The 14038-nt window shown below is 44.8% G+C and carries 10 protein-coding genes and 3 tRNA genes; 2 read left to right on the top strand and 11 right to left on the bottom strand.

The window, feature by feature from the left end; all coding sequences use genetic code 11:
- Positions 1-32: 32 nt before the first annotated feature.
- From menH to MOC09_RS09430, 3 genes are read right to left on the bottom strand one after another with little or no spacing between them, the layout of a single operon-like run.
- Positions 33-857: a 2-succinyl-6-hydroxy-2,4-cyclohexadiene-1-carboxylate synthase gene (gene menH / locus MOC09_RS09440; RefSeq protein ID WP_268360300.1), complete on the bottom strand. Its 825-nt coding sequence runs from the start codon at positions 855-857 to the stop codon at positions 33-35.
- Positions 845-2587 (bottom strand): 2-succinyl-5-enolpyruvyl-6-hydroxy-3-cyclohexene-1-carboxylic-acid synthase, encoded by a 1743-nt coding sequence (menD, locus tag MOC09_RS09435; RefSeq protein WP_268370352.1) that lies wholly within the window; start codon positions 2585-2587, stop codon positions 845-847. Before menD ends, menH begins: the two co-directional genes overlap by 13 nt.
- Positions 2584-3999: an isochorismate synthase gene (locus tag MOC09_RS09430; RefSeq protein WP_268370351.1), complete on the bottom strand. Its 1416-nt coding sequence runs from the start codon at positions 3997-3999 to the stop codon at positions 2584-2586. The genes menD and MOC09_RS09430 overlap by 4 nt, the downstream gene beginning before the upstream one ends.
- A gap of 293 nt (positions 4000-4292) precedes the next feature.
- Between MOC09_RS09430 and MOC09_RS09425 the strand changes: the two genes are divergently transcribed.
- Entirely contained in the window at positions 4293-5012 is a 720-nt protein-coding gene (locus MOC09_RS09425) for a yteA family sporulation protein (protein ID WP_268362838.1), read from the top strand.
- A gap of 108 nt (positions 5013-5120) precedes the next feature.
- Positions 5121-5588: a TspO/MBR family protein gene (locus tag MOC09_RS09420; protein ID WP_268370350.1), complete on the top strand. Its 468-nt coding sequence runs from the start codon at positions 5121-5123 to the stop codon at positions 5586-5588.
- Positions 5589-5618: 30 nt separating this feature from the next.
- On the opposite strand, the gene glgP is transcribed toward MOC09_RS09420, so the two are convergent.
- From glgP to MOC09_RS09380, 8 genes are all read right to left on the bottom strand, one after another.
- Positions 5619-8015, bottom strand: a complete 2397-nt coding sequence (gene glgP / locus MOC09_RS09415) for a glycogen phosphorylase GlgP (protein ID WP_268370348.1) — start codon at positions 8013-8015, stop codon at positions 5619-5621.
- Complete coding sequence (gene glgA, locus MOC09_RS09410) at positions 8002-9456, bottom strand: glycogen synthase GlgA (RefSeq protein WP_268367246.1); 1455 nt, start codon at positions 9454-9456, stop codon at positions 8002-8004. The genes glgP and glgA overlap by 14 nt, the downstream gene beginning before the upstream one ends.
- Positions 9453-10484 carry a glucose-1-phosphate adenylyltransferase subunit GlgD gene (gene glgD, locus MOC09_RS09405; protein WP_268370346.1) on the bottom strand — a complete coding sequence of 344 codons (1032 nt, stop codon included), beginning with the start codon at positions 10482-10484 and terminating at the stop codon, positions 9453-9455. Before glgD ends, glgA begins: the two co-directional genes overlap by 4 nt.
- 22 nt (positions 10485-10506) lie before the next feature.
- A complete protein-coding gene (locus tag MOC09_RS09400) occupies positions 10507-11649 on the bottom strand; it encodes a glucose-1-phosphate adenylyltransferase (RefSeq protein WP_268370550.1) in 1143 nt (380 codons plus the stop codon).
- Positions 11649-13529, bottom strand: coding sequence for a 1,4-alpha-glucan branching enzyme (gene glgB, locus MOC09_RS09395; RefSeq protein WP_268370344.1), 1881 nt, complete (start codon positions 13527-13529; stop codon positions 11649-11651). The genes MOC09_RS09400 and glgB overlap by 1 nt, the downstream gene beginning before the upstream one ends.
- A 233-nt stretch (positions 13530-13762) precedes the next feature.
- Positions 13763-13834 (bottom strand) — tRNA-Glu (locus tag MOC09_RS09390).
- A 32-nt stretch (positions 13835-13866) separates the two neighbouring features.
- A tRNA-Ser gene (locus MOC09_RS09385) sits at positions 13867-13957 on the bottom strand.
- 4 nt (positions 13958-13961) lie between these two features.
- Positions 13962-14036, bottom strand: a tRNA-Asn gene (locus MOC09_RS09380).
- Between the last annotated feature and the right edge of the window lie 2 nt (positions 14037-14038).

Below are 14038 nucleotides of genomic sequence, written 5' to 3'. Positions count from 1 at the left end.
GATGACCTCCTTTAATTCTCTATGCGAATGAGTCAGATGCTTGTCAAAAACTCACTCACTATTTTACCAAAAATTCGCGGCTGTTCCACATGGACCGTATGGCCGGCTTTTGGAACAATCTCTATTCTACTAGATGGAAGCTTCTTATGCACCTCTTGATTAATGGTGCAAAATTTTTCGTCCCACTCCCCGCAGATCAGCAGTGCAGGCACGGATATTTTTTCCACACGGCTCCACAAGGAAGGCTGCGAGCCGGTGCCCATTCCGGTTAAGCTGTTTGCAAGACCAATCTTATTGTTTCGCAGACGGCCTGACCGTATTCTGTGCCGAATATCATCAGCCAGCTGCTGCTGGGATGAAAACAGAGGGATGCTCTCCCAATACTGCACAAATGCTTCGATTCCGTCACGCAAAATAAAATCAGCAAGCTTCCGGTCTCTCATGATCCGTTCCCGCCGTTCCTCAAGCGTTTTGAGCCCCGGCGTTGTGCTTTCAAGCACAAGTGCCGATACCCGTTCGGGATATGCTGCCGCAAAAGAATAAGCAAGCCTCCCTCCCATAGAATACCCAATCAATTTCACTTTGTGAAGTTTTAACTGATCAAAAATCTCGGCAAGGTCAGAAACTTGCCTGCTTGTGCTGTATCTTCTTCCATTCAGCGGGGCATCGGTTTCACCATGCCCTAAACAATCGATTTTGATCAAACGGGAATCAGGCAGCAATCCAGCAAGAAAACTCCATGATTGTTTGCTGCCGGTAAACCCGTGCAGACAGACGACGGCTACGGAAGCATTCGGCCCCTCGTCTGTCACAGCATATCGGACACCATCTGAAACTGTTATGTTTACAGTTCCCATTGTTTTTTCACTTCCTGCACAGCCTCATTCAGCATATCACGATGAAGCTGTACTCTTGATTGGCGATCCGTTTTAATTTCTATCAAATGCAGTCCGGGCTTGTCTGCCTGCGGCGCGTAAGTTGCTTTGAATTCATCCCATGATGCCGGGCATGAATACGTTCCGCCGTAAAGTGCGGACGCGTGCTTGAAATCCAGCCCTGTCGGCGTGCCGAACAAATCTTCAAAGTGTGCTTTTTCAGCCGCCTGAGGCAAAAATGAGAAAATGCCTCCGCCGTCATTATTCACGAGAATCACAGTAAGTGGAATGCCCAGCTTTTTGGCCGCCAGCAATCCGTTTAAATCGTGATAAAAAGATAAATCTCCAATCACGAGGGTGACAGGCGCTTTTGTTCCTTCATACACCCCCATGGCAGAGGAGACGACACCGTCTATCCCATTTGCGCCCCGGTTTGAATAAATCCGGAAAGGGCGGTCCTGCTTTTCAAAAAACGTATCAACATCCCTAATTGGCATGCTGTTGCCGACAAAGAGAGAGCTGTTTTCAGGCACAAGGTGCTGAAGAATGCGATAGAGATTGCCTTCAAACGAAACCTCTTCACTGCTGATTGTTTGCAGATGCTCTCGGAACCGTTCATTGACAAACTGCCACTTTTCCAGCCATTCTGATGATCTGGCAATGCCTGCAAGGCCAGCCATAATTGCTTCAGAAAAAGCAGACGCATTGCAATGAATCATGTGCGCACTTGCCTGTGTCGGGTCTCTCCACCCTCCATCCTCGTCAATCACTATCTGCTGAATCGCAGTATCATCCTTTAGCCATAAAAAAACCGGTTTTGAAACAGGCATCGGCCCAAAACGGATGACAACATCGGGACGCAGCCTCGCCTTCAGCTCATCATCTTTCAAAAATGAATCGTACGCATCAATGACAGTGCTTTTATCATGAACGCCGTTCCGCAGATTAGACAGCGGGTCCGCTAAAATCGGATACTGAAGCGTCTTTGACAGCGCAATAATGTTTTCCTTATCCGTTTCACTGTGAAGCTCTCCGCAGACGATCATTCCTTTTTCAGCCTCTGCCAAAAGCTCAGCAACATCAGAAAGAGATTCGCGGTCAACGGACTGCGTACCCGTTTTGACAGACACGTGACGGCCTGTTCTCATTCGTCCAAACGGCTCAGCTGATAGATCCGGCATCAGCGGCTCACGGAGCGGCACATTCACATGCACAGGCCCCATTGGGCGCTTTTGCGCTTCTCCGGCGGCGCGGCCGGCCAGCGTCCGAATATATCTCAGCATATGAGGAGACTCTTCTGGAAGAGCAGAGTCTGTGAAAAACTTAACAAAGTTACCGAATAAGAAGTGCTGATTAATAGCCTGCGGTGCGCCTACTTCGCGCAGCTCGTGAGGCCGATCAGCAGTTAACACAATAATTGGCACTCTTGAATAATGGGCTTCAATCACAGCCGGATAAAAGTTGGCCGCTGCTGTACCCGATGTACAGATCAAAAGCACGGGACGCTGCTTCGCTTTTGCCAGCCCTAAAGCAAAAAATCCGGCAGATCTTTCATCAATTTGCACGTGGACACTGATATCGGGATGAGCCGCTGCAAGAATAGCCAGCGGTGTAGATCTTGAGCCCGGGCAAACGACAGCGTCCGTGATTCCAGAAAGGGCGAATTCATCAATAAAACTTCCGATGTAATGTGTAATCGGGTTGGCTGTCATCGCCCCTCACCTCCTAATGCAGAGACCATCGGCTTTAATTTAATCTGCGTTTCTTCATATTCCGATTTCGGGTCTGAGTCTTCCACAATACCGCACCCGGCAAACAGCCTTGCTGTGCTCCCCTCGATCAGTCCTGAACGGATGGCCACCGCGAATTCCCCGTTATCATGGCTGTCAATCCAGCCGATAGGGGCTGCATACCAGCCGCGGGACATCGGTTCGATCTCTCTGATCACTTCGACAGCTTTTTTCTGAGGTGCTCCCCCAAGCGCCGGCGTAGGATGCAGTTTCTCAATTAAGTCAAAAAGTGAAGCAGACTCACGAAGCTGCCCGACAATCGGCGTATATAAGTGCTGAACGCTTTTTGTTTTGTACAATACAGGTTCGTCAGGCTTTTCAACGTCAGAACAGCTTGATACAAAAGCGTTATGGATCATGCCTACAACAATATCATGCTCCAGCAAATTTTTCTCATCGTTTAACAATTCAAGGCCGATACGGCGGTCTTCTTCTTCATCGGCGCCGCGCTTTATGGAGCCCGCCAGACAAGTAGACATGACAGTGCTGCCGTCTCTTTTGATCAGTCTTTCCGGAGACGCGCCGACAAAAGTTTTGCCTTCCTGTTCGATTGCAAAAACATAGCTTGTCTGCTGATCAGTCAAAAGCGTTTTAAGCACCGGTTCAATTTTAACCGGGCCTTCAAATGTAAGCAGCAGCTCTCGTGCAAGAACAACTTTATCATATTGTTTCTCTTTTATTTGGCTTGTTGCCGTTTCAATTGCCTTCAGCCAATCATCCTTATCCAGCTCTTGAGATGCTTCGATCACAGCCTGATTTCCCAGATCTAAATCAGGAACAATGAATTCGACTGCAAGAGCTTTTAAGCCTTCCAAAACAGCCTCTGCATCTTCTTCTCCGCTTACCCATCTGTTGACTGTTAAGAATGGGCCTTCAGCAGTCATTGTCAGCATAAGCGAAGGCACAAAGAAATCCCCTTCCGAGAAATGGTCCCATTGTGTACCTCTTTCTTCGCAAGGGTCAAAAGAAAATCCTCCGAATAACACAGGTCCCACTGCAGAATGCTGCAGCTTTTCTTCTTCATAAATATGAAAAGCCGTCTTTTTAAAGCGCTCCCATTGTTCAAAAACCTCGCGATACCGCTCGCTGCTTTTTTGATTTGTCTGGAAAACCGCTTCTTTGCCAAGACCGACTATTGTCAATTCACTTTCAGGATCTGACCAAAAAAATCGATTGCCTGTATATTTTTTTGCTCCGTAATTGAAAAATGATAGAGGGTCAAGAGACTCGATTTGTCTCGAATAGCTTATTAAGACAGCATGGTTGACTTCTTTGGCTTTATGTAATGCATGTAGAACTTCCTTTCGGAACATACGCTGCACCGTTGTCACCATGAGACATTCCTCCATAATCCTTAAAATGCTTTTAATACCATACACCTGTGTCTCCTTTGTGTCAAACACACACAGATCATGCAGTCCAAATGGCCTGCCCTACCTATTATAAACCTAATTTCAGAAATGAAAAAGAAACAAACCTTAAATTTCTTTCTCCACTGATAGCAAAGGTTGTATCCGCTTACCATTTAAGGGAAATATCCTATATTCCTCCATCCGTTATTTATGAAAGTTCTCAGGCGATCTGTTCATACTAAAGGTATGCATTACAGAGAAACGAGGCGATCACATTGCTTACCAAAGACCAGCTGCAGCATTTAAAAAATGAATTGGAACAAACGAAAAAAGATATCTTAAACCGTTTCAAAGACAATGACCATTTTCAGCTTAACTCAGCCTTTCCTTATGATTCGTGGGGTGAGCTTTCGGCATACGACAACCATCCCGGCGATCAGGCGACAGAACTTTACGAGCGTGAGAAAGACATCGCTCTAGACTTGCATGAGCGTGAGCATCTCCGCGACATTGAGCATTCATTGAAGGCGATAGAAAACGGTACGTACGGTATTTGTGAGGTCAGCGGAAAGGAAATCCCTTACGAACGTCTTGAAGCGCTTCCGACTGCTACAACGCTCGCAGAGTATTCATCACAGGATGTCGTTTCCAAAGACCGTCCGATCGAAGAAGAAACACCTTTCGGGCAATTTGAATTTGACGATGATGAAGAAATCAGGGCCCCTTATGACAGTGAAGATTCCTACCAGGACGTCGAAAAATACGGAAACTCGCAAACTCCGCAGGATATGGAAAACCCGCCGCTCAGCTATGATGATATGACGATGAATGCCGAAGAAAATATCGGCAATACAGAGTCATACGAAAATTTCATCGCTACAGATATCACAGGCAAAGAAATTACTGTCTATCAAAGCAGGGCTCATGAGCGTTATGAGGAAGAACTAGATGAAGAAGGAATCATGACAACATTCGGCGATCTCCACGCTGATTGAACCCCCGTATTGGGGGTTCTTTAACGTTTGCTGCATATGAGGGTTTGATCTTTTTTAAGATAAAGGGTAAGTATAATTGTAAAATAAATACATACGGAGGGTTCAAACATGAAGAAGATTGTCGGCACCATAGCGGTTTTTATCATTACATACGCGCTTTTCTCAGCCGCAAACTACCTATTTCCGATTGACCAAGAATGGTACAATTCATTGAAAAAACCGGACTGGACGCCAAGCGGATCTGTGATTGGCATTATTTGGGCCATCCTGTTTGCCTTGATCTCTCTTTCAGCTGCCATTGTGTTTGCTGCGTTTTCAGTAAAAGAAGCGAAAAGCTTTTGGATTACGCTTTTGATTAATTATGTGCTTAATCAGGCATTCAGCTTTTTTCAGTTTACACAAAAGAATTTGCTCGCTGCCTCGATTGACTGCCTGCTTGTCGCCATTACTGCACTCCTATTAATGATCGCAGCGAACAAATACAGCAGAGCCGCAAGCTATCTTCTGTTGCCTTATTTCTTATGGAGTTCATTTGCAACGTTCTTATCCTTTACAATCTATTCAATGAATGTGTAAAACCAAAAAGCCGCTGTAAAAGCGGCTTTTTCACATCATCGGTTTGATTCCCCAAATGTCTTTTGCATATTCCCGGATTGTGCGGTCGCTGGAAAAATACCCCGAATGGGCAATGTTTAAAATCGAGCGCTCAGACCATTTCCGCCGATCACGATAATCAGCTTGAATACGTTCATGGGCATCTGCATACGAACTGAAATCCTTCAGTACAAAATACTCATCATTATGCGGAAGCAGCGAGTCATAGATCGATTCAAATTCATCAGCTTCTCCTTCAAAAAAACCGTTGATCAGCTGTTCCACCACCTGTCTGATCCTGCGGTCATGCTGAAAATACTCCCTCGATCTATAACCGCCGTTTTCCTGATACGATAATACGTCATCCGCCTTTAAACCGAATGTATAAATACAATCAGGCCCCACCCGCTCAAGAATTTCAATATTTGCACCGTCATGCGTGCCGATCGTCAAAGCGCCATTCATCATAAACTTCATATTTCCTGTACCAGATGCTTCCTTGCTTGCGGTTGAAATTTGTTCACTCACATCGGACGCCGGAAAAATCCGCTCAGCCATAGAAACTCTGTAGTTTTCCAAAAAAACAATCTTAATCAGCTGTTTGACTGCCGGATCATAGTTGACCTTTTCTGCGACCGAATGGATCAGCTTAATGATTTTCTTGGCATAATGATAGCTTGGTGAAGCCTTTGCCCCAAAAATAAAGGTTTGCGGATAAATTGAAAATCCCGAGTCCTCTTTGAGGCGGTTATACAAATACATAATATGAAGAACATTCAGCAGCTGCCGTTTGTATGCATGAAGCCGTTTCACCTGAACGTCGAATATGCTGTCAGGATTCACAACCACCCCAGCCGTGCAAAAAATCAAATCGGCAAGCTCTTGTTTTTTCCTGCTTTTGTTGTATTGAAACTGCTCGATAAAAGCGGGATCAGAGGCAAACGGTTCTAATTTGATCAGTGATTCCGGCTGTTTCACCCATTCATTGCCGATCGCCTCTGTAATGATGGCAGACAAGCCGGGATTCGCTTTTAACAGCCAGCGCCTGTGGGCAATTCCATTCGTCTTATTGTTAAAACGATTCGGGAACAGTAAGTGAAAGTTGCGCATCTCCCTTTCCTTTAAAATATCAGAATGAATTTTGGCAACGCCGTTTACACTGTAGCTGCCTACGATGGCAAGATGAGCCATTTTGACAACACCATGCGCCGTAATCGCCATGTCCTCTATTCTTTTCCAATCTCCAGGATATTTTTCCCATACCGCTCGGCAAAATCTTTCATTGATCTCTTCAATAATCATATACATTCGCGGGAGCAGCGGCTTAAACAAATGAATCGGCCATTTCTCAAGCGCTTCTGACAATGTCGTATGATTTGTATAAGAAATCGTATGTACGGTAATGTGCCAGGCCTCTTCCCAGCTCATGTTCTCTTCATCGAGCAAAATCCGCATCAGCTCAGGCACCGCAAGCGCAGGATGGGTGTCATTAATATGAATGCTTACTTTTTTATGCAGGCCGGATAAAGATTTATTCGTTTTTCGGTAATTGTTTACAATGCTTTTTAAGCTTGCGCATACTAAGAAATACTGCTGCTTCAGCCGCAAAATTTTCCCCTCATCATGGGTGTCATCAGGGTATAAAAACTCAGAAACAGCTTCTGTTTCCCGCTTATAAGCCAAAATATTGCCGCCATGATAATGCGCATAAGGCTCGGCATTCCAAAGCCGCAACGTATTGACGGTGCCCGTTTCATAGCCGATGATCGGAATGTCATAAGGAACGGCGGTAACGAATGTTGCTTGTTCGTGTCGAAAATGCAGATGCCCGTTTTTTTCAGTCATATGCACCTCGCCCCAAAACGGAACGTCAACCGCCTGATCAGCATTTCTCACTTCCCACACATTCCCGTTTTTAAGCCATTGCTCAGGCAGCTCCACTTGATGCCCGTCAACGATTTTTTGCTCAAATAAGCCATGCTTATAACGAATCCCCATTCCGTGCCCCGGCAAATTCAACGAAGCCAAAGAATCTAAAAAGCAAGCAGCCAAGCGCCCAAGCCCGCCGTTGCCAAGGCCTGCATCGCTCTCCACCTGAAGGATCTCTTCTAAATTGATGCCAATTTCCTTCAAGCCTGCTTCTACAACCTCACGAACGCCAAGATTCATTAAATTTTGTTCAAGGAGCTGACCGAGAAGAAATTCGATCGACAAATAATACGTCTGCTTCCCGGAATTGGACCTGCTCTTTTCATTCGTCTGGATCCAATCAGCGCTGATATACTCTCTGACCATATTGCCCAACGTTTTATATTGATCAAGCTTGGCAGAGTCTTTAAAGCTTTTTCCGCACGTCATTTCCAGACGCTTTAAAAATAAGGCTGCAAAGCGTTCTTTACTCGAGAACATCCCGTCCACTCCTTGTCACATGCTCGAAAATGCGCTGATACTCTTTCGCTGACTGCTCCCAGCTGTAATCTCCATTCATTGCGGTCTTCATGATGCTCTTCCATACATCCTTTTGGCGATAAAACGACAGCGCTCTCTCAATCGTAAATTTCAGATCATGCGCATTGAAGGCAGAGAACGTAAATCCATTCCCCGTTCCCTCCTTCTCCTGATAAGAACGGACAGTGTCATAAAGCCCGCCCGTCTCTCTGACAATCGGAATGGCGCCATATTGGAGAGCAATCAGCTGGCCTAAGCCGCACGGCTCAAATTTTGACGGCATCAGAAACATATCAGAGCCCGCATAAATTTGATGGGCAAGCGGCTCATCAAACCCAATATACGCCCGGCATTTGTCATGAAAAGCAAATTCTGCATACCGGAAATAATCTTCAAATTCACGTTCCCCTGTGCCCAGCACAATCAGCTGTATGTCCTGCTCATCAAGAAGTTCGTGCATAATTCTGCGGACAAGATCAAGTCCCTTTTGTTTAGTGAGCCTTGTCACCATACTGATCAGCGGAATATCGCTTCGCTCTGGAAGCCCCATCCTCTGCTGAAGCTTGGTTTTATTTTCTTCCTTGCATGTGAGATGATCCGAATCGTAATGCGCCTCTATATAAGGATCGCTCTTCGGCTGGTAGAAAGAATCATCAATGCCATTTAAAATGCCGGTTAAGTCATTTTCTCTATATCGCAGAACCTGCTCCAGCTGTTCACCATAATAAGGCGTCAATATTTCATTTCTGTAAGTAGGGCTTACAGTTGTCACATGATCTGCCGCAATGATGCCCGCCTTCATAAAATTAACAAATCCGTTGCATTCTAACCTTTCATAATGAAAATGATCCATCTTAAGACCAAGCAAGTCATGGGTGACATCAGGAGGAAATATGCCTTGAAACTGCAGGTTGTGGATCGTGAGCACGCTTTTCATCTGTTCATAAAAAGGATGTTTTCTGTACTCCTCTTTCAGTAAATAGTTGACCATCGCTGTATGCCAATCGTGAGTATGAACAATATCGGCTTGAACATTCACAGCTTTGGCGGCCTCCAGTACAGCTCTTGAAAAAAAGGCAAACCGCTCACCGTCATCATAATGCCCGTACAATGAATCCCTGCTGAAATAATACTCATTGTCAATGAAGTAATAATTCACATCATCTTCAGCCATATGTTCAATTCCGCAATATTGCTGACGCCAGCCGACGGCAACCGTACACTCTGCCTTTTTTTTCATGCGCTTTTTCCACAGCTCAGGTATTTGGCTGTACTTCGGCAGCATCACAGCAACTTCATTGCCTAATTCCGCAAGTGCCTTTGGCAGAGCGCCGGCTACATCAGCAAGACCTCCTGATTTAACAAATGGGGTGCATTCAGACACAGCAAATAATATCTTCAAGAATTCATCAGCTCTCCTTGCACCAAACCTTTTCTTAATACAAGCGGATGGTCAGCTGTTCCCGCAGCCTCAGTCGCATTTCCGATTTTAACATCCTTATCAGAAATGACCTGCTCAAGCAGACAATCCTCGCCAATCTGCGTTTTCTGCATAACAATGCAGTTTTTCAGCTTCGTCCCCTTTCCGACATGGACCGCCCTGAACAAAATGCAGTTTTCAACCTCTCCTTCAAGCACACAGCCGTTTGCCACCAAGGAATTTTTGACAGTGCTGTGTTTTCCGTATTTCGTCGGCGGCTCATCCTTTACTTTTGTATAGATCGGCTGCTGCGGCAAAAACACCTGCTGCCAAAAACGAGGCTGAATAAGCTCCATACTGTGGGTATAATACTTTTCCACCGAATCAATGACAGCAGCATAACCTGTATATTCATAAGGACAAATGGTCAAGGAAGCTGATTCCTTTTCAACAGCCTCCTGAATGGTTTTAAAGCCTTTCTCACTATGTCCGTAGATCAGGTCCTTCAAAAGCGCTGTAGACATGATATAGATTTGCAGCGACTGGCCGTCCTGAAATACCTCGGTAATGTCACAGCCAACCTCTTGATGGCGTTTCAGCACAAATTGAAATTGGATGTTGCACACGGTATGGCTGTTTGTGATAACAGCATATTGCTGTGTGCTTCTGTGGAAGTAGTCTAGATGGTCCGAAAACTGGCGAAAGGAACCGAATTCATCGTATTCGTGATGAAGATGCGGAGACGGGAAAAAAAAGAGGCCGTCTTTTTTTCGATGCAAATCCCACTCCTTACCCGCTCCAAGATGATCCATAAGCGAACGATAGCGATACTTCGGAAAAATGGCAACACTTCTAATATCTGCGTTCACCATGTTGGAAAGCATAAAATCAATCAGACGGTACCTTCCGGCAAAAGGGATGGCACCAAGCGACCGCTGTGCCGTTAAATCCTGAAGAGAATGCTTATATGTGGTTTCATCTATAACACCTAACATTTGATTATTGAACAATGGCTTTGCCCCCTCTTCAGTATTAAATCAATTCTTTTTCTACAAAATCCTCTGAAACGAGCAGCACCTCCTGAATGTCTTTTTCGGATCGAATCACTGTGCCATCCGGAAGCACAAGACCCTTAGGAACGATGGCATTTTCAATCACTACATGCTCGCCGATCGTCACATCCGGCATAATGACCGATGATGTGACAGACGCATGCTTACCGACAGTCACACCTTGAAAAAGAACAGAGTGAGACACATTTCCATACACAACACACCCTTCGTTCACAAGCGAATCATGAACCTGTGCGTCAGATGAAATAAATTGCGGTGGCTGATTTGGATTGACGGAGTAAATTTTCCATTTGCGTTCAAACAGCTTGAGCTCCGAGTCTTCCTTTAACAAATCCATATTGGCCTCCCATAAGCTCTGAACAGTTCCGACATCCTTCCAATATCCTTTAAACGGATAAGCGGAAAGCTTCTTTTTCTCCTCCAAAAGCAGAGGAATAATATCTTTGCCGAAGTCGTGGCTTGAATAAGGGTTCCGGTCATCTATCTCAAGGTACTGTTTCAAAAGCGGCCAATTGAATATATAAATGCCCATTGAGGCAAGATTGCTCTTAGGGAATTTGGGCTTTTCATCAAAATGTGTAATCGTCCCATCTGCATCGGCCTTCATGATGCCAAAGCGGCTTGCTTCCTCCCAGCCCACCTCGATGACAGAGATCGTTACATCCGCTTTCTTTTCAATATGAAAATCAAGCATTTTGCCGTAGTCCATTTTGTATATGTGATCTCCTGATAAAATCAGCACATACTCAGGATCGTACTGATTCAAATAATTAAGATTTTCATAAATGGCGCTTGCCGTCCCTTTATACCATTTGACTTCTGATGACTCGGCATAAGGGGGTAACACCGTCACGCCGCCATTATATCTGTCAAGGTCCCATGCACTGCCGATTCCAATATAGGAATTCAGCTCAAGCGGCTGATATTGCGTTAAAATCCCGACTGTATCTATACCTGAGTTGGAGCAGTTGCTGAGCGTAAAATCTATAATCCTGTATTTTCCCCCGAAAGATACAGCCGGTTTGGCCATATGTTTTGTTAATCCGCTGAGACGGCTGCCCTTTCCGCCGGCAAGGAGCATGGCTACACATTGTTTTTTGATCATTTTATCTCTCCTCTTTTTTTAACCGCCCGTAAAATCGAAATGCCGTAAGGGGGGATGGTCATCGTGATATAAAACGGTTTATGATGAAGCGCTCCCTTTTCAGCCGTTAACGGCTTCTTATTGATTTGTCCTGAGCCTCCATATGTTTCACTATCGCTGTTCAGCACTTCGATGTATTGGGTTAGAAAAGGAACACCAACATCATATTGATGATAGACCGAGGGTGTAAAATTACAAATGATGATCAGTGCCTCACCGTGCCTTTTGCCATAACGAATAAAAGAAAAGATCGATTGTTCATCATTATGGACATCAATCCATTCAAACGACTGGGCATGATGATCATGTTCATAAAGGATTTTGCTTTTTTGATAAAAGCGGAGAAGATCTTGCGTAAAAACGCTGGCTTTCTGATGCATGGGGAAGGAGTCCAAAAACCAATCTAGCTGCTCTGTGTCTTTCCATTCATCAAATTGGGCAAATTCTGATCCCATAAAAATCAATTTCTTTCCGGGATGAGCTGTCATATATCCGAGCAAAAGCCGATACTGGGCAAATTTCTGCCAGTAGTCGCCAGGCATTTTATGAAGAAGTGATTTTTTTCCGTATACAACTTCATCATGAGAAAATGGCAATACAAAATGTTCGCTAAACGCATACAGCAATGAAAAAGAAATAAGCTCGTGACGATAACGCCTTTCTTCCGGCGGCGTCTCCATGTATGTCAGCACGTCATTCATCCAGCCCATATTCCATTTAAAATGAAAACCGAGCCCCCCTTCCTCAACGGCACCCGTCACTTGAGGCCATTCTGTAGAATCTTCCGCAATCATCATGACATGCGGAAAAGTCTCTCTCATGGTTTGATTGAGTTTTCTTAAAAATTCAACAGCATATGGATTCGTATGGCGTTCATCCTGATTTGGCCAATACAGGATATTAGCCACTGCATCAACCCTAAATCCATCTATATGATAGATTTCGGCCCAGTACAACGCATTAGAAATTAAAAAACTATGAACTTCCGGTTTTCCCAGGTCAAAGTTTGCTGTGCCCCATAGCCAGTTCTCCCGATCACGTTCTTCTTGATATTCATAAAGGGGCTCTCCATCAAACATATAAAGGCCATGTGCATCTTTACAAAAATGTCCGGGAACCCAATCCAGAATGACTCCGATGTTTTCTTGATGGCATTCATCCACAAACTGCATCAAATCATGCGGCGTGCCAAACCTGCTTGTGGGGCTGTAATATCCCGTACCTTGGTACCCCCAAGAACGGTCATAAGGATGCTCATATATCGGAAGAAGTTCAACATGGGTAAACCCATGCTTTTTAATATAAGGGATAAGCGACTGACTTAATTCTTGATAGGAGTAATGCCTGCCATCAGCATGTTTCTTCCACGAACCGAGATGAAGCTCATAAATAAAAACAGGCTTCTCATATACCGTCTTAGCCTTTTGTTTCTTTTGCCATAATTGATCTTTCCAGCTGTACTTACCCAGATCGTAAGTAAGTGACGCTGTATTGGGCCTGACTTCTGAATAAATAGCATAAGGATCTGCCTTCAGCCTGATCTCGCCGCTATTCGTCACGATTTCATACTTATATCGTTCCTTTTCTCCCAAACCTGGAATAAATAACGTCCAGATGCCGCTATCGCTTACTCTGTGCATCACATGCTGTTCTCCTGCCCAGCTGTTAAAATCCCCTGCCACTCGTACTTCTGACGCATGAGGCGCCCACACACAAAATTCATATCCGCTTTGGCCATTCAGCTCGCGAAAATGCGAGCCAAACAGCTGATAGCTTTTAAACAGACTGCCTTCGTGAAAAAGATAAACATCATGTGCTGTCGGGCTGGCAGCGGCCATGTAATCATCCTTCCTGACATCATAGTTTTCATTTATAGTATTTATTCGAAGAAATAAAAAAAAGCCCTTTCATGAAAGCGCTTATACTTATTGACATTTACCTTCATTTTCCGAAGAAAAACGAAATATATGGGGATTTTTGTTGTCTATTTATAGAATAATGGATGAAATCTAAGACATATGATAATTTATAAAAAATAAAAAAACCCTGCATTTTCTGCAAGGTTTCTGGATGACCCGTACGGGATTCGAACCCGTGTTACCGCCGTGAAAGGGCGGTGTCTTAACCGCTTGACCAACGGGCCGATAGTTGAGAGCTTATCTATCTGTAATCATATGGCGGAGAAGGAGGGATTTGAACCCTCGCGCCGCTTACACGACCTACACCCTTAGCAGGGGCGCCTCTTCAGCCACTTGAGTACTTCTCCAATATGGCTCCACAGGCAGGATTCGAACCTGCGACCGATCGGTTAACAGCCGATAGCTCTACCACGGAGCTACTGTGGAAT

Source organism: Bacillus sp. N12A5 (genome assembly GCF_026790125.1).
Taxonomy (GTDB): domain Bacteria; phylum Bacillota; class Bacilli; order Bacillales; family Bacillaceae; genus Bacillus.
This window is presented reverse-complemented; position numbering and strand designations above follow the sequence as displayed.